Here is a 26,151-nt window from a genome sequence, read left to right on the forward strand (position 1 = left end):
GGCACTGATTGTGTTTTGTCGTGTCTCAAAGGAGAGCCTGTGAGTAGCAAGATTGTTTGGACGTTGACCGATGAAGCTCCGGCCTTGGCGACTTTTTCACTTCTGCCGATCGTTCGTGCTTTTGTGAAGGATGCTGATGTTGAGGTGGAAACAAGCGATATTTCTTTGTCGGGAAGAATTTTGGCTCAGTTTCCGGAGAGATTGACGGATGAGCAGCGCGTGCCAGATTATCTAGCTATTCTGGGTGAATGGACTCAAGATGATTCTGCCAACATTATTAAGTTGCCGAATATTTCTGCGTCGGTTCCACAGTTGAAGGCTGCGATTAAGGAGTTGCAGGATCAAGGTTTCGCTGTTCCTGATTTTCCTGTGGATCCTTCGACGGATGAAGAGTGGGATATTTCGTCTCGTTATGCAAAAGTTTTAGGTTCTGCTGTTAATCCTGTTTTGCGTGAGGGGAACTCGGATAGGCGGGCTCCTGCGTCTGTGAAAGCGTTTGCGCAGCGGCATCCGCATCGCCTTCGGGAGTGGGATGCAGGTACTAAAGCGCGTGTAGCGCATATGAGTGATGGCGATTTTTACGGCAACGAGAAGTCTGTAGTCGTGGCTGAGGGGTGTGGTTTTGAAATTCGTTTCACAAATGATGCTGGTGAAACTCGTTCTTTAGTTGATGGTTTGCAAGCGTCTCCTGGAGAAGTCCTTGATGGCACTTTCATGAGTGTTTCTGCATTGCAAAAATTTTACGCAGAGCAGATTGAGGAGGCGAAGCGTGATGATCTCCTGTTGAGTCTGCATTTGAAAGCAACAATGATGAAGGTTTCAGATCCGGTGCTGTTTGGGCATGCGGTAAAGGTCTTTTTTGTTGACGTATTTGCAGAATTTGGCGATGAGCTGCGTGAGGCAGGCGTAAATCCGAACCTGGGTCTAGGTGATTTATTGTCTGCTATTCAGGTACTTCCCGATGAGACCAGGAAAGCTATTGAGGAAGCGATTGCCGAGGCGTTTGCCGAACGCCCGGCGCTAGCGATGGTTGATTCGGATAAAGGGATCACCAATCTTCATGCTCCAAATGACATAATTGTGGATGCATCGATGCCGGTTGTGGTGCGTGATGGTGGTCAGATGTGGAATGCGAAGGCTGAACGCCAGGCAACATTGGCAATGGTTCCTGATCGCAGTTATTCAACAATGTATGCGGCAATTATGGAGGATTGCCGTATTAATGGGGCATTGGATCCAGCGACGATGGGTGATGTTCCTAACGTGGGGTTGATGGCTAAAAAGGCTGAGGAGTACGGGTCACATCCGACGACGTTTGTGATGTCAGAGTCGGGCAAGGTGGAGGTGATCGCTGAAGACGGGTCGGTTTTCATGTTTCATGATGTTGAGGCCGGTGATATTTGGCGTATGGCGCGTACACAAGATGTGTCAGTGCGTGATTGGGTGCGTCTTGCTGTGGAGCGGGCACGGTTGTCGGGTACTCCAGCAGTATTTTGGTTGGATTCCGCTCGTGCTCATGATGCGAATCTCATTGCGAAGGTTCGCGAGTACTTGGGAGAACACGACACATCTGGTCTGTCTATTGAGATTCTGGCGCCGGTTGAGGCTATGAATTTCACTTTGGAGCGCATCCGTCGTGGCGAAAACACTATTTCGGTAACAGGAAATGTGCTTCGTGATTACTTAACTGACCTTTTCCCAATTCTTGAGTTGGGCACGAGTGCGAAAATGCTATCGGTGGTTCCTCTGCTGGCTGGCGGTGGACTTTTCGAGACTGGTGCTGGGGGGTCTGCTCCAAAACATGTGCAGCAGTTCGTGAATGAGGGCTATTTGAGGTGGGATAGCTTGGGTGAGTTTTCTGCTCTGGGGGCTTCATTGGAGCATGTGGCGAATAGGTCAGGTAACCCGAAAGCACAGGTTTTAGCTGATGCTTTGGATCGTGCTATTTCTCGTTTCTTAGAAGAAAACAAATCTCCCGCGCGTGTTGTGGGTGAAATTGATAACAGAGGTAGTCATTTCTACTTTGCTTTGTTCTGGGCTCAGGAGTTGGCTGGGCAGTCAGTGGATGCTGAGTTGTCTGCAAAGTTTGCAGCTGTTGCTGATGAGTTGTCTGGCAAGGCAGGGGAAATTGATCGTGAGCTCATCGCTGCCCAAGGGGTTGCAGTGGATTTGGGTGGTTACTTCCGCCCAGATGTGGCGAAGGTGGAAGCGGCTATGAGGCCTAGTGGCACGTTGAATACGATTATTGACGCTTTGTAAGCGCTGAGATCGTGTGATTTGTAGCATACGGGTGCGGTGGTTCCTGGGGTTTTGCAGGCAGCCACCGCACTTATTTTGTGTAGTCGTTTTCATCGCGCAAATGTGTGGCTGTGTAGCGAACTTTAACTATCTACCGTGGATTTATGCAGATGAGTAAGGGTCCGCGTGGTGAAGATCAGTGTGTGGTGCGAGTTGGAGAGCCGTGCCGTTTGTGTCAGCCGGGGGCATCGGGGCCAAAGGATTGTCAGTTGGCTTACTTGGTTCTTAATGATCCGGAGTTGCGTAACTTGTTGCAGGAAAAACTTACAAGGCTAGAAGAGGCCGCCTGAGGTCCTTCTTGACGTTGGCGTGGGTGATGCTGCGGGCATGATGGATTCATGCGAGTAGTGAGCGCCAACGTGAACGGTATTCGTGCAGCTGTGCGTCGAGGCATGCTGCCTTGGGTAGATGAGTCGGCGCCGGATGTTATGACGCTGCAAGAGGTACGTGCCTCGCGTGCGCAATTAGATTCTGCTTTGGAGCAGAGCGCGCTGCAGGGGTGGTCAGTGGCGTTGCATGAGGGGGAGGTAGCAGGGAGAGCGGGTGTTGCGGTCCTGGTTCGCCCTGGTTGTGGTGTGGGAGATGCGGTCACGGGTTTGCCGATGGAGGGATCGATCGCTCTGCAGCATGCGGGGGATTTTTCAGAGCGGATGCGTCTTAATGATTCGGGGCGAGCGTTCGCTTCGGCAGGTCGTTGGTTGGAAGTGCCTGTTTTAGGGCAGTGGGGCAGCGGTATTGAGAAGGTGACAGTTGTTTCGGCGTATGTGCATAGCGGTGATGTGGATAGGTCGGAGGTGATGGCTGAGAAATATGCCCTGATGGAGGCTATGTCGCAGCGGTTCCAAGCTGCTTTAGCTTCAGGGGAGCATCTTCTGGTAACTGGGGACTTGAATGTTGCTCATCGTGAGGTGGATCTAAAAAACTGGCGGGGGAATCTGAAAAAAGCTGGCTTTTTGCCTGAAGAACGGGCTTTTTTCGACCGTTGGCTGGTGGACTGGGGAATGGTGGATTTGGGGCGCCGGTATGGCGGTGATGGTCCTGGGCCGTATACATGGTGGAGTTGGCGCGGTAAGGCTTTCAATAATGATGCTGGTTGGCGTATTGACTATCACTTGGCGACACCTGAATTAGCGGAGGTTGTTAAGTCTGTATGGGTGGGACGAGCTGAAACTTATGAGGAGCGCTGGAGTGATCACGCTCCGGTAATTTCGGATTTTTGCTGAGTTTTATGTGATTTCTCCCTGGGAGGGTTCACTTTGGTGCGGTTCCGTGTTTGGGATAGTTCTGCACTGGCCTCTTTTGGCGCCGTATGTGTTTGTTGTTTTCTTTCCGGTTTTATAGTTGCCCGTTTATTGAGAGATCTATTTTCTATTTAGGATGATGGTGTGAATGAAGGTGAAGTAACTTTTGCGCGGGCGTTGCGCTCTGCTGTGGCAGAGGCTGGATTCACGTTGACGGGGCTGCGTGCGGAGCTAATGGAGCGGGGGCTGGCTGTCTCAGTGGGCACATTAAGTCAGTGGCAGACGGGGCGTTCGGTGCCTTTGAAAGATCGATCTTTGGTGGTTGTTGGGGAAATCGAGCGGATTGTGGGGGCTCCGCCGGGGGGCTGGTGTCGATAATTTCGGGTGTACCTGGCCGGTCAGTAGGTGGTGAGGATTTATCGTGCGCTTGTGATGGCCAGGAGGGGGCGGGCTCTTCCTTGGATTTTGTTTGGCGGGGGGATGTGCGGGATGACCCAATTAGGTTGTTGTCTCTTCATGAATCTTTTCGCCTTAATGCGTTTGGGGCGATATCTAGTTTTCGTGTGCGGATTACTTTGACTGCTGAAGCGGATGGAGTTGATCGTTTGTCGGTGGTGACGCTTCGTCCGCCTGATGGTGCTCAAGTGTTGTTGCGAGCGATGTCGAATTGTCGTTTTGGAAGACGAATGTTGACTGCCTCTGGCCAGGTCAGTGAAGTGTTTTTAGAGCGTCCATTGCGGTTGGGTGAGGCGGCTGTGGTGGAGTTTCGAGGTGAGGTAGTGGGGGCGGTGGATGCTGAGTACGGGGTGTCGCGTGCGCTTGGGGTGGATGTGGGGGAGTTGGTGTGGTGTGTGGATTTTGAGGAGGGGCAGGGGCCGTTGTCGGTGGAGTCGTGGTGTGTAAATGGAGAGGAAGAGCTGGTCAAGCCGGTGTGTGTTGCTGGTGCTGGTTTATCTGTGGTGTTTTGTGCGGCGAAGCCGGGAAAGTATGGGGTGCGTTGGGTGTGGTGATGGGTTTGTTGTCTATGTGGAGTGGTGGTTTTCGTGTGTGAGTCGGGGGATGTTTTTGCTGAGGTGTTGCGGGGGGCGGTTTCTGCTCGGGGTTTGTCGTTGGAGAGGGTTCGTTATCACTTAGCTGTGCGGGGCCATGACGTTAGCGCGGCGACGTTGAGTTATTGGCAGTCTGGTCGTTCGCGTCCGGAGCGGTCGAGCTCGATTGCTGCGTTGGGGGATTTGGAGGATGTGTTGGGGGTTGATGAGGGGGTGTTGGTTGATGCGTTGGCGCGTGCTAGAGGCCGACCGGTCCCTGTGCTGGCTGTGTGTGAGGAACAGTCTCGTGATGTGCCGATTGTGAATCCGATGTTGTGGGGTGCGGGGCGTTCTGTGGAGTCAGAGCGGGTTCGGGAGGGTTTGGCGAGAGGTTTAGGTACGTCGTTTGATGATGTGCCTGCGATGGTGAGTGAGCATGTGGAGGTGATGCTGCGGCGGGATCGGTCGGTGGGGTCGTTGCGTGTACGGCTGGTTGTGGGAGGTGCTTCCGGTGGGGTGGTGCGCTTTCCGATAGCTGTTCATGCTGCGGGTGGTGCTGGTGATTTGGTGTTTGTGGTGGAGAGGGGTGGTGTGGTGGATGGTGTGGTTTCTTCTTCGGACGGTCATGCGTTGTCGGTGGCGTCTATTCGGTTGGATGCGCCTGTGGGGGTGGGGGAGTGTGCGGTTGTTGATGTTCGGGTGGATCGATTGTCGGCTGGGGCGGATGAGGGGATGTTTTCTTTTTTGTCGTCGTCGGCGGAGTTGTTGGTGGTGATGGGGATTTTTTGCCCGGGGGATGAGCCGTTGGCGATGTCGGTTGCGGCGAGCTGGCAGGGGCGTTCGCGAGTGTCGCGGGTGTCAGTGAAGGGCGAACGTCAGGTGATGATGTTGTCGGAGGTGGATGCTGGACCTGTGGGAGTTTCGTGGTGGTGGTGAGGGTTTAGTGGCGTCGGTGGAGTATGAGTGCGCCTGTTGCTGCGAGGGTTGCGAGACCGCTTAAGGCGAGCGCGAGGTTGGTGGGAAGGCTGGTGTGTCCGTGGAAGCTGGTTGCTGCTACGGGGCTGGCGTCTTGAGCACTGGTGATGGGGGTGTCTTTGGCATTGTCGGGTTTGTTGCTTCCACCTTTGGGAGTGGTGGGTTTTCCTTTGGGTGGGGAGGGTTTTTCTTTGTTGGGGGGTGGCGCGTCGAGTTCGCCGGGGTTGACGAGTCGTCCGATGGGGCGAGCTTTTGATCCGTGGTTGAAGGCCCAGTCGAGCATTGCTGCTGAGCTGCGCCAGTGGCCGTCAAAGGAGCTGAGGTAGCTGATTACGTAGGCCTTATCGCCGCGGCGGGCGGCACCGATGTAGGTGTGGCGTGCGGCTACGGTGTATCCGTTTTTGACGCCGATGGTGCCTTGGTAGTTCCAGAGGAGTCGGTTGTGGCTGCCGATTTCGATGGATTTGCGTTGTTGGCCGGGTTTGGGGGCTCCGGCGGGAAAGTGGGCGCCTTTGAGGGTTAATAGGGGGGCGAGTTTGGGGTGTGAGACTGCTGCTCGTCCGATGAGGGCGAGGTCGTAGGCGCTGGTTACTTGTCCTTTGGCATCGAGGCCGCTGGTGTTCATTGCGTGGGTGTCTTTTGCGCCGAGGTGGGCGGCGAGTTTGTTCATTTGTTCGGTGGTGATGTCCATGCCGCCGTTGGCGCGGGCGAGTGCGTTTGCTGCGTCGTTGGCAGAGGAGAGCATGAGGGCTTGGAGTAGGGCGGAGATGGGGTAGGTGGCGTTTTTTTCGATGCCGACTTTGGTTCCGTCGACGGCCATGTCTTCGCCGCTGCCTTCGATTTCTTGGTTGGGGTCAAGTTTGTCGATGACGGTGAGGGCGGTGAGGGTTTTGAGGGTGCTGGCGGGCAGGAACCGGGAGTGTGGGTCGTGTGCGGCGATGATGTCGCCGGTGTTGAGGTCGGCGATGACCCATGCGCAGGCGTGTAGGGGCGGGGGCGGGGGAGTGCCGGTTGGGAGGTTGAGGATGGTGCCTTTGTTGGCGAGTGCGTTGCCGCCGATGACGTTGGTTTTGGGGTCGTTGACAGGGGTGGTGGGTGTGCCTGGTGCGGGTGGTGTTGTGGTGGTGGCTGTTGGTGTTGCGGGGGTGGCTGTGGGGTCGGTTGGGGTGTTTGGGGTGGGGGTGTCTTTGTCTGGTTGTGTGCTGGGGGCTTGGGGGGAGCAGGCGATAGAGGGTTGGATGGCGTTAGCGGTGATGCTGGCGGTGAGGCTGGGGGCGATGCCGAGGGTGGTTGCGGTGGTGAGCGCGGCGATGTGGCGTGCGTGTCGCTGCGCGAGGCGTCGTCGTCGCGGCGCGTCGGTGGGGTCGGCCATCGGGATTGCTCCTTGTGGGTTTGGCGTGACAGCCGTTGTTTGTCGGGGTGGTCTCGCCGGGCATGCGGACCCTAGTGTACGGAGACTGTCTGCTTGCTGGGCCCTTGTTGTGTGTTCGTGGGTGGGATTGAGGGGGTTGTTGGGCTGGTGATCTTGTGTTGGTCCTGTTTCGGGTGGGGTGGTTGTGCGCTGATAGCGTGGTGGTGAGTCTGTGATGCGGGTTTATAGGTCATGGGCTGGCGGCGGAGTTGGGATGGCGGGGGCGTCGCGTGGTGAGCGGGTGTTTTGCCTGTTCGTGTTGTTGCCGTTGTGTGGGTTTCCTGCGTTTGCGGGTTGTCTTTGGCGGTGTTGGTTTCTTTTTCTGGGATTGTGGGGGCGTGATGTTTACCGAACAGGCACAGGTTATTGAGGGTTTTTGGGGTGTTGTTCCTGCTGGTGGGTCTGGAACGCGGTTGTGGCCGTTGTCGCGTTCGGGTGAGCCGAAGTTTCTTTTGGATTTGTTGGGGGATGGGTCGTCGTTGTTGCAGTCGACGGTGGCTCGGTTGGAGCCGTTGACTGGGACGAATGTGGTTGTTGTTACGGGTGTGCGGCATGAGGAGGCGGTGCGCGCTCAGTTGCCGCAGTTGGGTGAGGGTGGAGTTGTGGCTGAGCCTTCACCGCGGGATTCGATGGCTGCGATTGGGTTGGCTGCGGCGATGATTGAGGCGGTGGAACCTGAGGCTGTGATTGGGTCTTTTGCTGCGGATCATGTGATTGGGGATGAGGGGCGTTTTCGGGCGCGGGTTCGTGAGGCGGTGGAGGTTGCTCGTACGGGCAAATTGGTGACGTTGGGGATTGAGCCGACTTTTCCGTCGACAGGTTTTGGGTATATCCGGACGGGGTCTGTTTTGGAGGTGCGGGGGGCGCCGCATGCGCGTGCTGTTGCGGCTTTTGTGGAGAAGCCGGATGCTGCGACGGCTGCGCGGTATTTGGCGACGGGCGAGTATCGCTGGAATGCGGGCATGTTTGTTGTGAAAGCGTCTGTTTTGTTGGATATGTTGGCGGACTTTCATCCAGGGTTGGCTGCTGATTTGCGGGGGATTGCTGCTGATCCTTCGTCGTTGGCGAAGCGGTGGGAGTCTTTGGAGAAGATTGCGATTGATCATGCGGTGGCTGAGCCGGCTGCGGATCGTGGTGATGTGGCTGTGGTTCTTGGGGATTTTCCGTGGGATGACGTGGGTGACTTTGCGTCGTTGCATGAGTTGTTGGGGCGTACTGGGGGTGAGGATGCGGTGCGTATGTTGGGGTCTTCGGATGTTCTTGTTGATGATGCTTCGGGGTTGGTGGCTTCGACATCGGGTCGTACTGTGGCGGTGTTGGGGTTGGATGATGTCGTCGTTGTGGACACGCCGGATGCGTTGCTGGTGACGTCACGGGCGGCTGCGCAGCGGGTAAAGGGGATTGTCGACATGTTGAAGGCGGATGGCCGTGCTGAGCTGACGTGAGTTGGGATGTTCTCGTTAGACTCTTGTTGGTGGAACCGTCGATGATCGATGTCTCTGGTTTGCCCGTGCCGTCTGGTCCGTTGGGTGAGGTGTTGCGGTCTATTCGGGCGCGGGCGAATGAGATTGTGCGGTTTCAGCGGTGGTTGCATCGGTCGCCGGAGTTGTCATGGTGTGAGGTGGGGACGACTCGTGCAGTTGAGGAACGGTTGCCTGCGGGGGTGTCAGCGCAGCGTTTTGTGGGTTCGACGGGGTTGTTTGTGGATGTGGGGGCGCAGGTACCTGATTTCCGTGTGGGGCTGAGGGCGGATATGGATGCGTTGCCTTTGGCTGAGCGGACGGGGTTGCCGTGGGCTTCGAGGGTGGCGGATGTGTCGCATTGTTGTGGTCATGACGTGCATACGGCGTCGTTGTTAGGTGCAGTGGTGGGGCTTTCTGGGGTGGCGGATGTGTTGCGTGATGCGGGTGTGGGGGTGAGGTGTTTTTTTCAGCCTGCTGAGGAGTCACATCCTTCAGGTGCGCGGATGGTGCAGGGGTCGGGTGCGGCCGATGGTGTGGATGTTTTTTATGCGTTGCATTGTGATCCGGCGACGGATTTGGGGCGTGTGGGTTTGAGGGTGGGCCCGATTACTGCTGCGGCTGATCGGGTTGAGGTGAGGGTTTCTGGTGCTGGGGGGCATACGTCGCGTCCGCATTTGACGCAGGATGTGACTTTTGCGTTGGCGAAGGTGGTGACGGAGTTGCCGGCGTTGTTGACGCGGGTGGTGGATGCGCGCGCGTCGGTGGTGTTGGTGTGGGGTTCTGTTCATGCTGGTGATGCGGGGAATGTGATTCCGGATCGGGGGGTGGCTCGGGGGACGTTGCGTGTTGCTGATGCGGGGGTGTGGCAGACGTTGGAGCCGTTGGTGAGGCGTTTGGTCTCTCAGGTAGTGGCGCCTTTTGGGGTGGAGGTGGAGGTGGAGTACGTGCAGGGTGTCCCGCCGGTGGTGAATACGCTTCATGGGGTGGAGGGTGCACGGTTGGCGGTGTCTTCGGCGTTTGGTGTGGATGCTGCGGTGGATGCGGTGCAGTCGATGGGTGGTGAGGATTTTGCGTGGTTGTTGCAGGGTGCGGAGGGGGCATTGTTGCGGTTGGGTACGCGGACTCCGGGTGGGTGTACGTATGACTTGCATCGGGGGGATTTGGTGGTGGATCCGGCGTCGGCTGTGTTTGGGGCTCAGTTATATGCGGCGTTGCCGTTTGCTGCGGCGAAGGTTGCGGGGAGGGGGTTTGTGGACGTGTGAGTGAGTGGTTTTGCAGGGGTGTGTTTGATTGTGGCGACTGACCGGTTTTCGGTGGTGTGGCGTGGAACACTTGCGGTGTGTCTAATCGATCTCACAGGTTTGTTGTAGTTGGTGGTGGCCCGGGGGGTTATGAGGCGGCGTTGGTGGCGGCCTCGGGTGGGGCTGAGGTAACGTTGGTTAATTCGCAGGGTGTGGGTGGTGCTGCGGTGTTGATGGATTGTGTGCCGAGCAAGGCATTAATTGCCTCTGCGGGGTATTTGGGGCGTTTGGTGGCCAGCGCTCAGCATTTGGGGGTGCATTATCGGGCGGTTCTTGATGGGGCTGCTGAGGGTGATCGTTTTGATTTGCGTGAGGTGAATGATCGGGTGCGGTCGTTGGCCGCGGCACAGAGTGGTGATATTGAGGCGGGGTTGGTGGCTAAGGGGATTGAGGTTGTTAGGGGTAGGGGGCGGTTGGATGGTGCCCGGCGTGTGGTGGTGGATGTGCAGGGGGGTGGTTCTCGTGTGTTGGAGGCGGATACAGTTTTGTTGGCGACGGGGGCGCGTCCGCGGCGGTTGGGGTCGGCTATGCCTGATGGTGAGCGGATTTTGACGTGGCAGGACATTTGGTCGTTGGAGGGGCTGCCAGATCATTTGGTGGTGATTGGTTCTGGGGTGACTGGTGCGGAGTTGGCTCAGGCGTATTTGCATTTGGGGTCGCGGGTGACGTTGGTGTCTTCGCGTGAGCATGTGTTGCCGAATGAGGATGAGGATGCGGCGCGTGCGATTGAGGAGGTTTTTCGGGGTCGAGGTATGGAGGTGTTGGCTCGTTCGCGTGCGGAGTCAGTGGAGCGTGTGGGTGATGGTGTGGTGGTGCGTTTGCAGGATGGTCGTGAGGTGGTGGGATCTCATGCGTTGATGGCGGTGGGTTCGTTGCCGAATACGGAGGGGATTGGGTTGGAGGAGGCCGGGGTGGAGGTGAATGAGCGTGGCCAGATTGTGGTGGATCGGGTGTCGCGTACGTCGGTTTCGGGGGTATATGCGGCGGGTGACTGTACGGGTGTATTGCCGTTGGCTTCAGTGGCTGCGATGCAGGGTCGTATTGCGGTGGCGCATGCGATTGGTGATGAGGTGCGGCCGTTAACGACGACGGGGATTAGTGCGAATATTTTTACGGATCCGGAGATTGCGACGGTGGGTATGTCTGCAGCGGAGGTTGCGGATGAGTCGGAGTATCGGACGGTGGTGATGCCGTTGGATACGAATCCTCGGGCGAAGATGGAGCATATTGAGAATGCGTTTGTGAAGTTGTTTGCTCAGCGGCGGACGGGGCAGTTGGTGGGGGGTGTGGTGGTGGCTCCACGGGCGTCGGAGTTGATTTTTCCTATTGCGTTGGCTGTGGAGCATCGGTTGACGGCCGATGATGTGGCGCGGACTATCACGGTTTATCCGTCGTTGTCGGGGTCGTTGGCGGAGGCTGCGCGGAGGTTGCACGCTGTGGATAGCTTGCCAAGCGCTTAGTCTGTTTTCACTGTTTCGGTTGCTGCCGTGCGTGTTTCGTGGTTTCCGTCAGATCGCGAGGTGGTGGTGCCGTGTGTTGGCGGTGTGAGAAGGAGTTCTGATGGATTTGGGAAGTTTTGTGAATAAGGCGAAGGACTTGGCTGAGCAGGGGTTGGGTAAGGCTCGTGAGGTTGCTGCTGATAACTCGGAGAAGGTGACTTCTGGGTTGGAGAAGGCCGAGGAGTTTGTGAATGAGAAGACGGGGGGAAAGTATGCGGAGGTGGTGGCTAAGGGCAAGGATGGTTTGGAGTCGGCGTTGGGTGTTGCTGGTGATGCGAAGGAGGCATTGAAGGAGGAGTTGCAGGGGGAGCACAAGCCTGAGGCTGTGTCGGTGGATCCGATTGATGCGCCTGAGGGAGTTGAGCCGCCTAAGCCGGTGTGATTGTGGTTGGGGCCCGCCTCGTGGGAGGCGGGCCTTTTGTATGGGTGGGTTAGGGGGTTTTGATTTCGGTGAGGATGGTGCCGCTGGTGACGGTGTCGCCGACGTTGATGGTTACGCCTGTGATGGTTCCGGATTTGTGTGCGGTGAGGGGTTGTTCCATTTTCATTGCTTCGAGAACGAAGATGAGGTCGCCTTCGGCAACGGTGTCTCCGTTGGAGACTGCGACTTTGACGACGGTGCCTTGCATGGGGGCGGTGAGGGCGTCGCCGGAGGTGTTGGTGGTGTTGTTGCGGTTGTTGGTGCGGCGGTTGGTTGTTTTCTTTTTTGGCGTGTTGGTGGTGTTGGTGGGGGTGAGGTTGTCGGGGAGGGTTACTTCGATGCGTTTTCCTTCGATTTCGACGATGATGCTGTGACGTTCTGGTGGTGGGGTGTCTCCGGGGGCGCTGGCTCCGGTGTAAGGGGGGATGGTGTTGTCGAATTCGGTTTCGATCCAGCGGGTGTGGATGGAGAAGGGGTGGTTGGGGTCTTCGGGGGCGTAGGCGGGGTGGTTGACGATGGCGCGGTGGAAGGTGAGTGCGGTGGCCATTCCGTCGATGGTGAATTCGGTCAGGGCGCGTTGTGAGCGTTGGAGTGCTTCTTGTCGGGTGGCGCCGGTGACGATGAGTTTGGCGAGCATTGAGTCGAATTGTCCGCCGATGGTGTCGCCTTGTTCGACGCCTGTGTCGAGGCGGATTCCGGGGCCTGTGGGTGGGGTAAAGGTGGTGAGGGTTCCAGGTGCGGGGAGGAATCCTCGTCCGGGGTCTTCGCCGTTGATTCGGAATTCGATGCTGTGTCCGCGGGTGCGTGTGGAGATGTCTTCTTGGGTGTAGGTGAGTTTTTTGCCTTCGGCGATGCGGAACATTTCGCGTACGAGGTCGATGCCGGTGATTTCTTCGGTGACGGGGTGTTCGACTTGGAGTCGGGTGTTGACTTCGAGGAAGGAGATGGTTCCGTCTTGGCCGATGAGGTATTCGCATGTGCCTGCACCGATGTAGCCAGCTTCGTGGAGGATGGCTTTGCTGGCTCGGATGAGTTCTGTGTTTTGTTCTTCGGTGAGAAAGGGTGCTGGGGCTTCTTCGATGAGTTTTTGGTGGCGTCGTTGGAGTGAGCAGTCGCGAGTGGAGACGACAACGATGTTTCCGTGAGTGTCAGCGAGGCATTGGGTTTCGACGTGGCGAGGTTTGTCTAGGTATCGCTCGACGAAGCATTCGCCGCGTCCAAAGGCTGTGGTGGCCTCGCGTACTGCTGATTCGAAGAGTTCTGGGATTTCGTCGATGTTGCGGGCGACTTTGAGTCCGCGGCCGCCGCCTCCGTATGCGGCTTTGATTGCGACGGGCAGGCCGTGTTGTTTGGCGAAGTTAATGATTTCGTTGGCGTCGGCAACGGGGTTTGTGGTGCCGGGGACGAGTGGGGCGTTAGCGCGGGTGGCGATGTGGCGGGCTTTGACTTTGTCGCCGAGTGAGTCGATTGCTGCGGGGGGTGGTCCGATCCAAATGAGGCCTGCGTCGGTGACTGCTTGGGCGAATTCGGCGTTTTCGGAGAGGAATCCGTATCCAGGGTGGATGGCGTCTGCGTTGGTTTTCGCGGCGATGTCGAGCAGTTTTTTGTGGTTTAGGTAGCTGTCTGCGGCGGTGTTGCTACCGAGTGCGTGGGCTTCGTTGGCGATTTTGACGTGGAGGGCGTCGCGGTCTGCTTCTGCGTAGACGGCGATGGAGTGGATACCTGTGTCTTTGCATGCTTGGGCGATTCGGACTGCGATTTCGCCTCGGTTTGCGATGAGAACTTTGGAGATGGGGGCCATGTCGGGACTCTACTGCCGTGCTTGGAGGTTGATTTGAATGTTCGCGTTGGGGGTAGGTGGAGGGGTGAACAAGAGATAGTGCGTGGCGCACTTTTTGGGAGAGGCATAGATGTCGCGATGTGGGTGGCAGGTTGATTTGGTTTCTCGTGCTGGCTCTGTCTAAGCTTGGCGAGCTGCTTCGGGGGCTAAAGATCCGTTCGCTGGTTGTAAAAGCTGGCGAAAAGGTGATTTGACTCCTGAACGGCAGACCTAATAAATTAGGTCGAGGTTCTCCGGAGTTTAAAACTTCACGGAAAATTTAAACGGCTTAAGGTTAATAGCCAAAAGCTTTTTAAAACTTTCAAACTCGAAAGAGTGAAGTTGACAAAACGAAAGAGAATAAAGTAACTTAGAGGAGTTGCCTCTCGAAGTTAAAAAGAAAAACTTCGATTGTGCGTCCGATGCTTGAGAACTCAACAGCGTGCCATGAATAATCGATGCCAATTGTTTGTTGGTTGAAGTCAATTCGGACAATAGTCGCTATAAAGAATGTAGTGACATTAATTGTCAGTGTTGTTTCGGCCAGGATTTTCCTGCGTTCGTGGTAACTAGTTCTCTAGTTACGTGTACGTGGGCGTGATTTCTTTTTGGAGAGTTTGATCCTGGCTCAGGACGAACGCTGGCGGCGTGCTTAACACATGCAAGTCGAACGATGAAGCCCAGCTTGCTGGGTGGATTAGTGGCGAACGGGTGAGTAACACGTGAGTAATCTGCCCCTCACTTTGGGATAAGCCCCGGAAACGGGGTCTAATACTGAATATGACCTTTCCTCGCATGAGGTTTGGTGGAAAGTTTTTTCGGTGGGGGATGTGCTCGCGGCCTATCAGCTTGTTGGTGAGGTAACGGCTCACCAAGGCGACGACGGGTAGCCGGCCTGAGAGGGTGAACGGCCACACTGGGACTGAGACACGGCCCAGACTCCTACGGGAGGCAGCAGTGGGGAATATTGCACAATGGGCGAAAGCCTGATGCAGCGACGCCGCGTGAGGGATGAAGGCCTTCGGGTTGTAAACCTCTTTCAGCAGGGGAGAAGCGAAAGTGACGGTACCTGCAGAAGAAGCACCGGCTAACTACGTGCCAGCAGCCGCGGTAATACGTAGGGTGCGAGCGTTGTCCGGAATTATTGGGCGTAAAGAGCTTGTAGGCGGTTTGTCGCGTCTGCTGTGAAAATCCAGGGCTTAACCCTGGACGTGCAGTGGGTACGGGCAGGCTAGAGTGTGGTAGGGGAGACTGGAATTCCTGGTGTAGCGGTGAAATGCGCAGATATCAGGAGGAACACCGATGGCGAAGGCAGGTCTCTGGGCCATTACTGACGCTGAGAAGCGAAAGCATGGGTAGCGAACAGGATTAGATACCCTGGTAGTCCATGCCGTAAACGTTGGGCGCTGGGTGTGGGGTCCATTCCACGGATTCTGCGCCGTAGCTAACGCATTAAGCGCCCCGCCTGGGGAGTACGGCCGCAAGGCTAAAACTCAAAGGAATTGACGGGGGCCCGCACAAGCGGCGGAGCATGCGGATTAATTCGATGCAACGCGAAGAACCTTACCAAGGCTTGACATACACCGGAAAAGTGCAGAGACGTACTCCCCTTTTTGGTCGGTGTACAGGTGGTGCATGGTTGTCGTCAGCTCGTGTCGTGAGATGTTGGGTTAAGTCCCGCAACGAGCGCAACCCTCGTCGCATGTTGCCAGCACGTAATGGTGGGGACTCATGTGAGACTGCCGGGGTCAACTCGGAGGAAGGTGGGGATGACGTCAAATCATCATGCCCCTTATGTCTTGGGCTTCACGCATGCTACAATGGCCGGTACAGAGTGCTGCGATACCGTGAGGTGGAGCGAATCACTTAAAGCCGGTCTCAGTTCGGATTGGGGTCTGCAACTCGACCCCATGAAGTCGGAGTCGCTAGTAATCGCAGATCAGCAACGCTGCGGTGAATACGTTCCCGGGCCTTGTACACACCGCCCGTCAAGTCACGAAAGTTGGTAACACCCGAAGCCGGTGGCCTAACCCTTGTGGGGGGAGCCGTCGAAGGTGGGACTGGCGATTGGGACTAAGTCGTAACAAGGTAGCCGTACCGGAAGGTGCGGCTGGATCACCTCCTTTCTAAGGAGCCCCTCTTAATAGAGGCACCCTTTATGTTCGTCGAGTGTACGAACTGGGGTGTTGCTCATGGGTGGAACATCGATTATGTGGCTTACCTGTTTTTGGTTTTGGAGTACTGCTTCTGTTTCTTTATTGAGACGTATGAGCGTGGAAACAAAGACAGTTTCGGTTAGGTCACGTTTGGCGCGTTGTTGGGTTTTGAGGTATCGGCCGTATAGCTGGTAACTCTACGAATGTGCCTCTCTCGAAAACGGGTAGGTTTTCTACTTGGATTCGGGTGTGGGCTGGTGTTTTGAGAACTGCACAGTGGACGCGAGCATCTGATTCTTTGTGTGTCAAGTTTTTAAGGGCGCACGGTGGATGCCTTGGTACCAGGAACCGATGAAGGACGTAGTAATCTGCGATAAGCCTCGGGTAGTCGATAAACAGGCTGTGATCCGAGGATTTCCGAATGGGGAAACCCGGCTGGAGTCATGTCCAGTCACCTACACCTGAACACATAGGGTGTGTGGAGGGAACGCGGGGAAGTGAAACATCTCAGTACCTGCAGGAAGAGAAAACAATAGTGATTCCGTGAGTAGTGGCGAGCGAAAGCGGATGAGGCTAAACCGATTGCATGTGATAGCTGTCAGGCGTTGTGTGATCGGGGTTGTGGGATCGTGCGTGCACCACTGACATGGTGCGGCGGAGTGATAAATACGTGTCATAGTCGAAACGTCTTGAATGGCGTGGCGTAGAGGGTGCGACCCCCGTAGACGAAATGGCGTGTACTCCGTGTGCGTTTCCCGAGTAGCACGGGGCCCGTGAAATCCTGTGTGAATCTGTCGGGACCACCCGATAAGCCTAAATATTACCTGGTGACCGATAGCGGACTAGTACCGTGAGGGAAAGGTGAAAAGTACCCCGGGAGGGGAGTGAAATAGTACCTGAAACCGTGTGCCTACAATCCGTTGGAGCCTCTTTGTGGGGTGACAGCGTGCCTTTTGAAGAATGAGCCTGCGAGTTAGTGCTTCGTGGCGAGGTTAACCCGTGTGGGGTAGCCGTAGCGAAAGCGAGTCTGAATAGGGCGTTTGAGTCGCGGGGTCTAGACCCGAAGCGGAGTGATCTACCCATGGCCAGGTTGAAGCGACGGTAAGACGTCGTGGAGGACCGAACCCACTTAGGTTGAAAACTGAGGGGATGAGCTGTGGGTAGGGGTGAAAGGCCAATCAAACTCCGTGATAGCTGGTTCTCCCCGAAATGCATTTAGGTGCAGCGTCACGTGTTTCTTGCCGGAGGTAGAGCTACTGGATAGCTGATGGGCCTTACCAGGTTACTGACGTTAGCCAAACTCCGAATGCCGGTAAGTGAAGCGTGGCAGTGAGACTGCGGGGGATAAGCTTCGTAGTCGAGAGGGAAACAGCCCAGATCATCAGCTAAGGTCCCTAAGCGTGTGCTAAGTGGAAAAGGATGTGGAGTTGCAGTGACAACCAGGAGGTTGGCTTAGAAGCAGCCATCCTTGAAAGAGTGCGTAATAGCTCACTGGTCAAGTGATTCCGCGCCGACAATGTAGCGGGGCTCAAGTACACCACCGAAGCTGTGGCAACGAAAGTTGGGTAGGGGAGCGTCGTGTAGCGTGTGAAGCTGCGGAGTGATCCAGTGGTGGATGCTACACGAGTGAGAATGCAGGCATGAGTAGCGAATGACGGGTGAGAAACCCGTCCGCCGAATAACCAAGGGTTCCAGGGTCAAGCTAATCTGCCCTGGGTAAGTCGGGGCCTAAGGCGAGGCCGACAGGCGTAGTCGATGGATAACGGGTTGATATTCCCGTACCGGCGAAACACCGCCAATACTGAGGCCTTTGATGCTAAGCGTGTGATGCTTGCTTATGGCCCTTCGGGGTTGTTTGCGGGTTGAGTGCGTGATCCAATTTGGTAGTAGGTAAGCGATGGAGTGACGCAGGAAGGTAGCCTCCGCGTGGCGATGGTTGTCCACGTTCAAGCATGTGAGGTGCCGGGTAGGTAAATCCGCCCGGTGTGTCCTGAGGTGTGATGATGACCCCTTTTGGGGGAAGTAGGGTGATCCTATGCTGCCTAGAAAAACTTCTAGCGAGGTGTGAGCCGCCCGTACCCTAAACCGACTCAGGTGGTTTGGTAGAGTATACCGAGGCGATCGAGTGAATCATGGTTAAGGAATTCGGCAAAATGCCCCCGTAACTTTGGGAGAAGGGGGGCCGGAGCCCTGAAGACTTTTCTGTCTAGGGGTGATGGCCGCAGAGACCAGGGAGAAGCGACTGTTTACTAAAAACACAGGTCCGTGCGAACATGTAAGTGGATGTATACGGACTGACGCCTGCCCGGTGCTGGAACGTTAAGGGGACCGGTTAGCCTTTCGGGGTGAAGCTGAGAACTTAAGCGCCAGTAAACGGCGGTGGTAACTATAACCATCCTAAGGTAGCGAAATTCCTTGTCGGGTAAGTTCCGACCTGCACGAATGGCGTAACGACTTCTCTACTGTCTCGACCATGAGCTCGGCGAAATTGCAATACGAGTAAAGATGCTCGTTTCGCGCAGAAGGACGGAAAGACCCCGGGACCTTTACTATAGCTTGGTATTGGTGTTCGGTGCGGCTTGTGTAGGATAGGTGGGAGACTGTGAAGCATGCACGCTAGTGTGTGTGGAGTCGTTGTTGAAATACCACTCTGGTCGTATTGGATGTCTAACTTCGAACCATGATCTGGTTCAGGGACAGTGCCTGGTGGGTAGTTTAACTGGGGCGGTTGCCTCCTAAAAGGTAACGGAGGCGCCCAAAGGTTCCCTCAGCCTGGTTGGTAATCAGGTGTTGAGTGTAAGTGCACAAGGGAGCTTGACTGTGAGACGGACGTGTCGAGCAGGGACGAAAGTCGGGACTAGTGATCCGGCCGTGGTTAGTGGATACGCGGTCGCTCAACGGATAAAAGGTACCCCGGGGATAACAGGCTGATCTTGCCCAAGAGTCCATATCGACGGCATGGTTTGGCACCTCGATGTCGGCTCGTCGCATCCTGGGGCTGGAGTTGGTCCCAAGGGTTGGGCTGTTCGCCCATTAAAGCGGTACGCGAGCTGGGTTTAGAACGTCGTGAGACAGTTCGGTCCCTATCCTCTGCGCGCGTGTGAGATTTGAGAAGGGCTGTCCCTAGTACGAGAGGACCGGGATGGACGAACCTCTGGTGTGTCAGTTGTCCTGCCAAGGGCATGGCTGATTGGCTACGTTCGGGAGCGATAACCGCTGAAAGCATCTAAGCGGGAAGCGTGCTTCAAGATGAGATCTCGATGCCTCCTTGCGAGGTGTGAGGCTCCCACTAGACGAGTGGGTTGATAGGCCAGGTGTGGAAGCGCAGTGATGTGTGGAGCTGACTGGTACTAATTGGCCGATGGCTTGATACACACTTTTAAGAGTTTTGTTCGCGTCGACTGTGCGGTTCTTGGGGCATCAGCCCTACGGGATCATGAAGGATGTTTTTCTGATTGGTTCTGTTGGTTTTTCGGTGGTTATAGCGTTGGGGAAACGCCCGGTTACATTCCGAACCCGGTAGCTAAGCCCTTCAGCGCCGATGGTACTGCACTGGGGACGGTGTGGGAGAGTAGGTCACCGCCGGAATATATGTAATGGAAAGGGCCTGGAACATTGTTCCAGGCCCTTTCCTCATACCCAAAAACACCACAAACGCAAAATTCTAAAAATAAAATTGTGAACCCTGTGTGTCGGAAGCTAAAAGCTTTCGACACACAGGGTTCACGTCACTAAAGCCTCAAAAAAGAATGAGGTTACTTCATGCGCAGAGACATCCACGGAACCTGGATTTCACCCAACAAACTCCGCATCAAAGGCAAACTGATACCCACCACATTATGGAAATCACCCTCAATTGACTCCACATACGGGCCACCAATCCCATCGACAGTGAAGGCTCCTGCCACATGTAGTGGCTCACCCGTAGCCACGTAATCCTTAATTTCTTCCTCCGAAAGGACAGCAAAAGAAACTGTCGTGCTTGCAGTAGCCCCTAATGTCGCCCCAGCGCCTCCCTCGTCAATACCACGTACATCAATCAACCAGTGCCCCGTATGCAAAACTCCCGAACGTCCCCCCATGCGACGCCACCGCTCTACCGCGTCAGAAGCATCAACAGGCTTCCCCAATACCTGCCCCTCAAACTCCAAAACCGAATCACACCCCACCAAAAAACTCGCCTCAAACGCGTCGCACTCCACAACAGAACCAGAAGAAATATCTTCCAAGAAGCCACCGTTCACCTGGGCATCTTCCACCACGCGGGCGACAGCCTCTGCCTTCGCCCGCGCTAAAACCAAAGCGACCTGATCAGGCTCTAGCTCCCCAAACCTTTCCCGCGCCTCAGCTAAAGCAACATCTTCATCAACACCAGAAACAATCACCAACGGATCAACACCACAACGACGCAACGTTGACAAACGAGCAGGAGAGGCAGAAGCCAAAACCAAACGATTCATGCCACCGATTCTGCTACGCCACCACTCCTACTGCAGACCACGCCTCTAACTCGAAATAGCACCCCAGCCAGAACGGCCAACCCACCCCGACAGCATCCGACGACGGTTCGCCCACCCGCTACTGCGCTGCCCTAGCTCCTCCGCACCACTGCACTCATTCCTCGAAAGAGCCAACATCACTACCAACAGTGCAGCCAACTCCTCCTGCGAAGGGTTACCTCGTACAACACGAAACCACGGCTCTCCCACATCACCACCACCGGCAGACATAGCCACCTCAAACCTCCTCTCGCCAAAACCGCTCACGACCACGCACACTCAGCCGCATCACAACGGAATATTGCCGTGCTTCTTCGCAGGTAACTTCTCATGCTTACTACGCAAGGTGCGCAACGCACGAACAACCTGTACCCGCGTCTCCGACGGACGAATCACTGCATCCACGTACCCACGCTCCGCAGCAATATACGGATTCGCCAAAGTCTTCTCGTAATACTCAATAAACCTCGCACGCGCGGCATCCACATCCTCACCAGCATCCAAAGCAGCCTGCAACTGCTTCCGATAAAGAATGTTCACCGCTCCCTGCGCACCCATCACCGCAATCTGCGCAGTCGGCCACGCCAAATTAATATCCGCACCTAAATGCTTTGACCCCATCACATCGTAAGCGCCACCGTAAGCCTTACGAGTAATAACAGTAACCAGCGGAACCGTCGCCTCCGCATACGCATAAATCAACTTCGCGCCACGCCGAATAATCCCATTCCATTCCTGATCGGTTCCCGGCAAAAAACCAGGGACATCCACTAGAGTTAACACTGGAATATGGAAAGAGTCACACGTTCGCACGAAACGTGCAGCCTTCTCTGAAGCATTAATATCCAATGTCCCGGCAAACTGCATTGGCTGATTCGCCACAACGCCGACGCTGCGACCCTCAATACGACCAAAACCAACCAAGATATTCGGCGCAAACAAAGCTTGCACCTCAACAAACTCACCATCATCAACAATCCCAGAAATCACCTCACGCATGTCATAAGGCATGTTCGGAGAATCTGGAATAATCGAATCCAAAAACGCATCAGCCTCAGTTGCCTCTGGTTCAGTCTCGAACTCATACACCGTAGGCTCTTCTAAATTATTTTGCGGCAAAAAACTCAACAACTCGCGCACATACTCAATTGCATCATCTTCATCATGAGCCATATAGTGCGCCACCCCCGAGCGTGAATTCTGCGCAGCTGCGCCACCCAGCTCTTCCATTGCCACATCCTCGCCCGTCACCGTCTTAATGACATTCGGGCCAGTAATAAACATATGGCTAGTTTTATTAACCATGACAATAAAATCAGTCAACGCCGGTGAATACACCGCGCCACCCGCACACGGACCCATTACCAAACTGATCTGCGGAATAACGCCACTGGCATGCACATTACGGCGGAAAATCTCCCCGTACATGCCCAGTGCAGCCACACCCTCCTGAATCCGAGCTCCACCCGAATCATTAATACCCACCACCGGACAGCCAATCTTCATCGCCAAATCCATCACCTTGACGATCTTCTCTCCAAAAACCTCACCCAAAGAACCACCAAAAACAGTGAAATCCTGAGCAAAAACACACACCGGTCGATGATCAACCGTCCCATAACCCGTCACCACCCCATCCCCATAAGGGCGATTCTTCTCCTGGCCAAAATCACGAGAACGATGACGCGCAAAACCATCTAACTCAACAAAAGAACCCTCATCCAACAACTGCTCAATACGCTCACGCGCAGTCTGCTTCCCCTTCGCATGCTGCTTCTCCACCGCACGCTCAGACCCTGCATGCACCGTCTCCACAACCCGACGCTCAAAATCAGCGAGCTTTCCCGCCGTCGTCCTCACATCAGACTGCTCACTCTGCGCATCATTCATGGCCGCATCGCTCATGCGACGCAGCCTAACCCCCTACCCACCAGTAAAAGATTCGCCAACACAACCCCCCCCAACCCACCCCCAGACATGCCCCCTAACCTGACACCGTGAACACCGGCGACCACCCCCACCTCAACGCACAACACATCACCACCGGCACCCTCGCCCCCGCAGGCCCCTGGAACCGCGTCGACATCCACGAAACCACCGGATCAACCAACGACGACGCCCTCGCCGACCCCACCCCCTACCGACTCATCATCGCCGCCCACCAAAACGCAGGTCGCGGTCGACGCTCACGAACCTGGATCACACCACCAGGAACCAGCATCGCTATGAGCATGACACTGCCCCTACCCCGCACAACCCCGCACAGCCCCGCACATCATGACCCCGGCTGGCTCCCCCTCCTCATCGGTCTGGCCACACGCGACGCCCTCACCGAACTCATCACCAACCACACCCCCCAAACCACCCCAAACCCACCTCACCCCATCATCCACGCCATGCTCAAATGGCCCAACGACATCCTCATCCGCACCACCAGCGAAAACGATGCCAAAGTCGGTGGAATCCTCTGCCAACTCGCCCCCAACACCAACACTGCCATCGCCGGAATCGGCATCAACGTCGCCGTACCTACAACCCTCCTGCCCACCACCACCGACACCGCACCCCCAGCCACCTCCCTCCACCACGCCCTCACCACTATCGGCGGAACAACCCCCACCCGAGAAGAAGTCGCCATCAACATCGCCAACCACGTAGCCCACAGACATCACCAATGGATCACCAGCCCCCACATCAATCCACTCCACAACGACTACACCGCAGCCTGCGCCACCATCAACACCCCCATCACCGCCCACCTACCCAACAACACCACCCTCACCGGAACAGCTACCGCCATCACCCCACACGGTGAACTTCTCATCGCCACATCCCACGGCCCCACCACCGTCCGAGCGGGTGACGTAGTTCACATTCGACCCACAAACCGTCAGAATTAACCCATGCAATACGGCGATCGGGAGGAAAAAAACATCCCCACCGACCCGAAAACACCCTCGGCCACCACCACCGAGGTCACGCCCCCACGCCCGTACGTCGTACTCCACGAAACCCTGCGACGCATTGAAGACCGCTACAACAAACCCACCCCACTACGCACTAGCGATGCAGCCACCCGCCGCGCCGATATCATCGGACAACTCCTGGGAACCGAATCCCCCCTACGCCGCCGCGAAGTAGCCCGCACCGCCCGCCTTCCCTTCATCACAGCCCGCCGCGTCTGGCACGCACTCGGATTCCCCGAACTCGGGGCCCGCAGTATGCCATTCACCCAAGCCGACCTCAACGCAATCCCCGACATCGCCGAACTACGCCGCCTCACCGGCATGAACGACGACCTCGTACTAGACATCGCCCGAGCCATCGCGCGCAGTACCGACCGCCTCGCCACCTGGCAAACCAGCCTCATGATGGAACTCGTCGCCTCCCGGCGCCACCACGACGAACAAGCACGCTGGACAGAACAACTCACACCCCAAGAACGCGAAACAGTAATCAACCGCATCCTCGAAGCCTCAAGCAGCATCGAACCCATCCTCATCTACGCCTGGCGACGCCACCTCGCCGCAGCCCTCGCCCAACTCGTCGACGACGACGAAGCCACCACCAAAGACGGACTACCCGCCAACGCCCGCACCATCGGCTTCGCCGACCTCGTCGGATTCACCTCCACTGTTGCAAACATGAATGAACGCGAAATCTCTACCCTCGTAGGAGAATTCGAAACACTCGCCTCCGATATCGTCACCATCCACGGCGGAAAAATCGTCAAAACCATCGGCGACGAAATCCTCTTCGCCTGCGACCGGCCCGCCGCAGCCGGTGCCATCGGCCTCGACCTCATCGACGCCCTCCACGACATGCCAGGCATGCCCCAACTCCGCGTCGGCATATCCACCGGCGCCGTCGTCTCCCAGTTCGGCGACGTCTTCGGCACCACCGTCAACCGAGCCAGTCGCCTCACCGCCGCTGCCGAACCCGGGACCGTCGTTATCGACACAGCAACCCAAACCCGACTCACCACCGTCTCCGGATTCGAACTCATGCAACTCGAACCCACCCCCCTGCGCGGACTCGGACTCACTCAAATGTGGGCCCTGCGCCGCAGTACCACCCCCAAACGACGCGGCCCCACAGACGCCCGCACCGTCACCGAATAACCACCCCACCCGCGACACGCGCAACCCCGCCCACAGGACGCCCCCTGAACAGCACAAACACGACCGTCTCAGTCGGATGATCCAGAAGAGCCCAACAGCACGTCTAGCATGACCGCATGACCAGTGTTCTACTCGCTGAAGACGACTCGGCCATCAGCGAGCCCTTGGCGCGAGCCCTCCGCAGAGAAGGATACGAAGTCACCATCTGCGCCGACGGACAAGAAGCCTACGAAGAAGGCCGAACCGACCCAGACCTGGTAATCCTCGACATCGGCCTACCCAGCATGGATGGACTCGAAGTCTGCTGGCGCCTACGCGCCGAAGGACGCACCGCCCCCATCCTCATGCTCACCGCACGAGCAGAAGAAGTCGACGCAGTCGTCGGACTCGACGCCGGCGCAGACGACTACGTCACCAAACCCTTCCGCCTCGCCGAATTCCTCGCCCGCGTTCGCGCCGTCCTACGCCGCACCACCACTAAAACCACCACCGACGGCGACGACGACGGCGTCAGCATCGATGCCCAAGCCCGACGCGCCTTCCTCGGCAACAAAGAACTCCAACTCACCGTCAAAGAATTTGACCTCCTACGCGTACTCGTCCGCGAACAAGGCAAAGTCGTCTCCCGCGAACAACTCATGCGCGAAGTCTGGGACACCCAATGGTTCGGCTCCACTAAAACCCTCGACATGCACGTATCCGTACTCCGCAAAAAACTCGGTGACGACGTCACCCGCCCCCGCTACATCACCACCGTCCGAGGAGTCGGGTTCCGCTTCGAACGACCCGCAAACGCCGCCTGACCCCCCATGACACCCGGCCTCCTCCCGGACAACACCACCAAAACTCACCGATCCGTCTCCGTACGCGAATCCCTCCTACGCTCCACCAGCCTCGCAGTAGTGCTCTCACTACTCATCGTCACCGTCCCCGCAATCACCTTCACCATCATCACCACCCAATTCCTCAACGACACCCAAGACACCCCCGGATACCCCACCCCACACACCATCACCATCACCATCACCACCCTCGCACTCTTCCTCATCGCCACTGCAGCCGCAGCCGTCTACGCTGTTGTCCGCTGGCAAGCAGGAAAAGTATCCGACCCCCTCGTCGAACTGGCCAACGACGCCAAACGCCTCGGCGAAGGCAACCCGCGCATTCACCAAACCGCCTCCGGCATCACCGAAATAGACCTCGTTACCAGCGAACTCGACAGATCCGCCCGACGCCTCATCACCTCACTCGCCGCCGAACGCGACTTTTCCGCCGACGCCTCCCACCAACTACGCACACCCCTGACCGCACTCCTCATGCGCCTCGAAGAAATCGCCGCCACCGACGACCTTGACGTCGCGCACGAAGAAGCAGGCATCGCCATCCAACAAGTCGAAAGACTCACCGACACCGTCGAAGCACTCCTACGCAAAAACCGCCGCTCCGTCGAAACCCCACGCATGGTCCGCGTCGACCGCACCCTCGCCGAACTCCAACGCCTCTGGCAACCCAAATTCGAACGCGAAAGCCGCGCCATCCACGTCACCGGAATCCGTGGCGTCTCCGTATGGGCAACCTCAGTCAACCTCACCCAAATCCTCGGCGTCATCATCGAAAACTCCCTCGCCCACGGATCCGGCACCACCGTCGTCGACGTCCGACTCTCCGGCCCCTCCGTCATCATCACCATCACCGACGAAGGCCCCGGTGTTGACCCCGACCTCGCCCCCTACGTCTTCGACAAAGAAGTCTCCACAAGCGGATCCGGACTCGGCCTATCCATAGCCCGATCCCTCGCCGAAGGATACGGCGGCAGACTCGAACTCCTCCGCACCAAACCCGCCACCTTCGCCCTCTTCCTCCAAGCAGTCGCCACCGACTAACCCAGCACAACCCAAAGCACACACGCCCGCACCCCC

General features: G+C 56.7%; 19 protein-coding genes and 3 rRNA genes. 17 read left to right on the forward strand and 5 right to left on the reverse strand.

The window, feature by feature from the left end; genetic code table 11:
* Window positions 1-39 precede the first annotated feature (39 nt).
* The 6 genes from DXZ77_RS00470 to DXZ77_RS11600 all read left to right on the forward strand — a co-directional run bounded on the left by DXZ77_RS00470 (window position 40) and on the right by DXZ77_RS11600 (window position 5,503).
* Entirely contained in the window at window positions 40-2,259 is a 2,220-nt protein-coding gene (locus DXZ77_RS00470) for an NADP-dependent isocitrate dehydrogenase (protein WP_115029102.1), read from the forward strand.
* 149 nt (window positions 2,260-2,408) lie between these two features.
* Window positions 2,409-2,588, forward strand: coding sequence for a DUF6767 domain-containing protein (locus tag DXZ77_RS12555; RefSeq protein WP_306747268.1), 180 nt, complete (start codon window positions 2,409-2,411; stop codon window positions 2,586-2,588).
* A gap of 48 nt (window positions 2,589-2,636) precedes the next feature.
* Window positions 2,637-3,521: an exodeoxyribonuclease III gene (locus tag DXZ77_RS00475; RefSeq protein ID WP_115029104.1), complete on the forward strand. Its 885-nt coding sequence runs from the start codon at window positions 2,637-2,639 to the stop codon at window positions 3,519-3,521.
* 162 nt (window positions 3,522-3,683) lie between these two features.
* Window positions 3,684-3,917: a hypothetical protein gene (locus DXZ77_RS11590; RefSeq protein ID WP_147279132.1), complete on the forward strand. Its 234-nt coding sequence runs from the start codon at window positions 3,684-3,686 to the stop codon at window positions 3,915-3,917.
* 185 nt (window positions 3,918-4,102) lie between these two features.
* A complete protein-coding gene (locus DXZ77_RS11595) occupies window positions 4,103-4,549 on the forward strand; it encodes a hypothetical protein (protein WP_147279133.1) in 447 nt (148 codons plus the stop codon).
* Window positions 4,550-4,570: 21 nt separating this feature from the next.
* Window positions 4,571-5,503 carry a hypothetical protein gene (locus DXZ77_RS11600; RefSeq protein WP_147279134.1) on the forward strand — a complete coding sequence of 311 codons (933 nt, stop codon included), beginning with the start codon at window positions 4,571-4,573 and terminating at the stop codon, window positions 5,501-5,503.
* Window positions 5,504-5,507: 4 nt separating this feature from the next.
* Here DXZ77_RS11600 and DXZ77_RS00495 read toward each other — a convergent pair whose 3' ends face one another.
* Window positions 5,508-6,914, reverse strand: coding sequence for a D-alanyl-D-alanine carboxypeptidase family protein (locus tag DXZ77_RS00495; RefSeq protein ID WP_115029112.1), 1,407 nt, complete (start codon window positions 6,912-6,914; stop codon window positions 5,508-5,510).
* Window positions 6,915-7,294: 380 nt separating this feature from the next.
* On the opposite strand from DXZ77_RS00495, the gene DXZ77_RS00500 reads away from it, so the two are divergent.
* The 4 genes from DXZ77_RS00500 to DXZ77_RS00515 all read left to right on the forward strand — a co-directional run bounded on the left by DXZ77_RS00500 (window position 7,295) and on the right by DXZ77_RS00515 (window position 11,598).
* Complete coding sequence (locus DXZ77_RS00500) at window positions 7,295-8,398, forward strand: mannose-1-phosphate guanylyltransferase (protein WP_115032332.1); 1,104 nt, start codon at window positions 7,295-7,297, stop codon at window positions 8,396-8,398.
* Between the two features lie 29 nt (window positions 8,399-8,427).
* Window positions 8,428-9,678 carry an amidohydrolase gene (locus DXZ77_RS00505; protein ID WP_258553051.1) on the forward strand — a complete coding sequence of 417 codons (1,251 nt, stop codon included), beginning with the start codon at window positions 8,428-8,430 and terminating at the stop codon, window positions 9,676-9,678.
* 77 nt (window positions 9,679-9,755) lie between these two features.
* Window positions 9,756-11,177 carry an NAD(P)H-quinone dehydrogenase gene (locus tag DXZ77_RS00510; RefSeq protein WP_115029114.1) on the forward strand — a complete coding sequence of 474 codons (1,422 nt, stop codon included), beginning with the start codon at window positions 9,756-9,758 and terminating at the stop codon, window positions 11,175-11,177.
* A gap of 100 nt (window positions 11,178-11,277) precedes the next feature.
* Window positions 11,278-11,598, forward strand: coding sequence for an antitoxin (locus tag DXZ77_RS00515; protein ID WP_115029116.1), 321 nt, complete (start codon window positions 11,278-11,280; stop codon window positions 11,596-11,598).
* A 49-nt stretch (window positions 11,599-11,647) separates the two neighbouring features.
* Here DXZ77_RS00515 and DXZ77_RS00520 read toward each other — a convergent pair whose 3' ends face one another.
* Complete coding sequence (locus DXZ77_RS00520; RefSeq protein WP_115029117.1) at window positions 11,648-13,438, reverse strand: acetyl/propionyl/methylcrotonyl-CoA carboxylase subunit alpha; 1,791 nt, start codon at window positions 13,436-13,438, stop codon at window positions 11,648-11,650.
* Between the two features lie 623 nt (window positions 13,439-14,061).
* Between DXZ77_RS00520 and DXZ77_RS00525 the strand changes: the two genes are divergently transcribed.
* The 3 genes from DXZ77_RS00525 (at window position 14,062) to rrf (ending at window position 19,200) form a co-directional block, all read left to right on the forward strand.
* Window positions 14,062-15,582, forward strand: a 16S ribosomal RNA gene (locus tag DXZ77_RS00525).
* Window positions 15,583-15,915: 333 nt separating this feature from the next.
* Window positions 15,916-18,986, forward strand: a 23S ribosomal RNA gene (locus tag DXZ77_RS00530).
* 97 nt (window positions 18,987-19,083) lie between these two features.
* Window positions 19,084-19,200: ribosomal RNA gene (gene rrf / locus DXZ77_RS00535) — 5S ribosomal RNA — on the forward strand.
* Together the 16S, 23S and 5S rRNA genes form the textbook arrangement of a ribosomal RNA operon.
* Before the next feature lie 167 nt (window positions 19,201-19,367).
* Here rrf and DXZ77_RS00540 read toward each other — a convergent pair.
* The 3 genes from DXZ77_RS00540 to DXZ77_RS00550 are packed head-to-tail and all read right to left on the reverse strand — an operon-like array spanning window position 19,368 to window position 22,016.
* The gene (locus DXZ77_RS00540) at window positions 19,368-20,072 is read right to left on the reverse strand and encodes a Maf family protein (RefSeq protein ID WP_115029119.1); all 705 of its coding nucleotides are present in this window, start codon (window positions 20,070-20,072) and stop codon (window positions 19,368-19,370) included.
* Window positions 20,073-20,117: 45 nt separating this feature from the next.
* Window positions 20,118-20,342, reverse strand: a complete 225-nt coding sequence (locus DXZ77_RS00545) for an acyl-CoA carboxylase subunit epsilon (RefSeq protein WP_258553292.1) — start codon at window positions 20,340-20,342, stop codon at window positions 20,118-20,120.
* A gap of 57 nt (window positions 20,343-20,399) precedes the next feature.
* On the reverse strand, window positions 20,400-22,016 hold the full coding sequence (locus DXZ77_RS00550) for an acyl-CoA carboxylase subunit beta (RefSeq protein WP_115029123.1): 1,617 nt from the start codon (window positions 22,014-22,016) through the stop codon (window positions 20,400-20,402).
* Window positions 22,017-22,108: 92 nt separating this feature from the next.
* Between DXZ77_RS00550 and DXZ77_RS00555 the strand changes: the two genes are divergently transcribed.
* From DXZ77_RS00555 to DXZ77_RS00570, 4 genes are all read left to right on the forward strand, one after another.
* Window positions 22,109-23,011 (forward strand): biotin--[acetyl-CoA-carboxylase] ligase, encoded by a 903-nt coding sequence (locus tag DXZ77_RS00555; protein WP_115029125.1) that lies wholly within the window; start codon window positions 22,109-22,111, stop codon window positions 23,009-23,011.
* Between the two features lie 3 nt (window positions 23,012-23,014).
* Window positions 23,015-24,232 (forward strand): adenylate/guanylate cyclase domain-containing protein, encoded by a 1,218-nt coding sequence (locus DXZ77_RS00560; RefSeq protein WP_115029127.1) that lies wholly within the window; start codon window positions 23,015-23,017, stop codon window positions 24,230-24,232.
* Window positions 24,233-24,348: 116 nt separating this feature from the next.
* A complete protein-coding gene (locus tag DXZ77_RS00565) occupies window positions 24,349-25,035 on the forward strand; it encodes a response regulator transcription factor (protein ID WP_115029129.1) in 687 nt (228 codons plus the stop codon).
* Between the two features lie 6 nt (window positions 25,036-25,041).
* Window positions 25,042-26,115 (forward strand): sensor histidine kinase, encoded by a 1,074-nt coding sequence (locus tag DXZ77_RS00570; protein ID WP_115029131.1) that lies wholly within the window; start codon window positions 25,042-25,044, stop codon window positions 26,113-26,115.
* The last annotated feature ends 36 nt before the right edge of the window (window positions 26,116-26,151 follow it).

The organism is Dermatophilus congolensis, assembly GCF_900447215.1.
Classification (GTDB): domain Bacteria; phylum Actinomycetota; class Actinomycetes; order Actinomycetales; family Dermatophilaceae; genus Dermatophilus; species Dermatophilus congolensis_A.

Bases quoted from the DNA above. Each gene is read 5' to 3' on its own strand.
- DXZ77_RS00520 (WP_115029117.1), bottom strand. From the start codon at position 13,438: ATGGCCCCCATCTCCAAAGTTCTCATCGCAAACCGAGGCGAAATCGCA.
- DXZ77_RS00540 (WP_115029119.1), bottom strand. From the start codon at position 20,072: ATGAATCGTTTGGTTTTGGCTTCTGCCTCTCCTGCTCGTTTGTCAACG.
- DXZ77_RS00560 (WP_115029127.1), top strand. From the start codon at position 23,015: ATGCAATACGGCGATCGGGAGGAAAAAAACATCCCCACCGACCCGAAA.
- DXZ77_RS00495 (WP_115029112.1), bottom strand. From the start codon at position 6,914: ATGGCCGACCCCACCGACGCGCCGCGACGACGACGCCTCGCGCAGCGA.
- DXZ77_RS00545 (WP_258553292.1), bottom strand. From the start codon at position 20,342: ATGTCTGCCGGTGGTGGTGATGTGGGAGAGCCGTGGTTTCGTGTTGTA.
- DXZ77_RS00515 (WP_115029116.1), top strand. From the start codon at position 11,278: ATGGATTTGGGAAGTTTTGTGAATAAGGCGAAGGACTTGGCTGAGCAG.
- DXZ77_RS12555 (WP_306747268.1), top strand. From the start codon at position 2,409: ATGAGTAAGGGTCCGCGTGGTGAAGATCAGTGTGTGGTGCGAGTTGGA.
- DXZ77_RS00570 (WP_115029131.1), top strand. From the start codon at position 25,042: ATGACACCCGGCCTCCTCCCGGACAACACCACCAAAACTCACCGATCC.
- DXZ77_RS00550 (WP_115029123.1), bottom strand. From the start codon at position 22,016: ATGAGCGATGCGGCCATGAATGATGCGCAGAGTGAGCAGTCTGATGTG.
- DXZ77_RS00565 (WP_115029129.1), top strand. From the start codon at position 24,349: ATGACCAGTGTTCTACTCGCTGAAGACGACTCGGCCATCAGCGAGCCC.
- DXZ77_RS00500 (WP_115032332.1), top strand. From the start codon at position 7,295: ATGTTTACCGAACAGGCACAGGTTATTGAGGGTTTTTGGGGTGTTGTT.
- DXZ77_RS00475 (WP_115029104.1), top strand. From the start codon at position 2,637: ATGCGAGTAGTGAGCGCCAACGTGAACGGTATTCGTGCAGCTGTGCGT.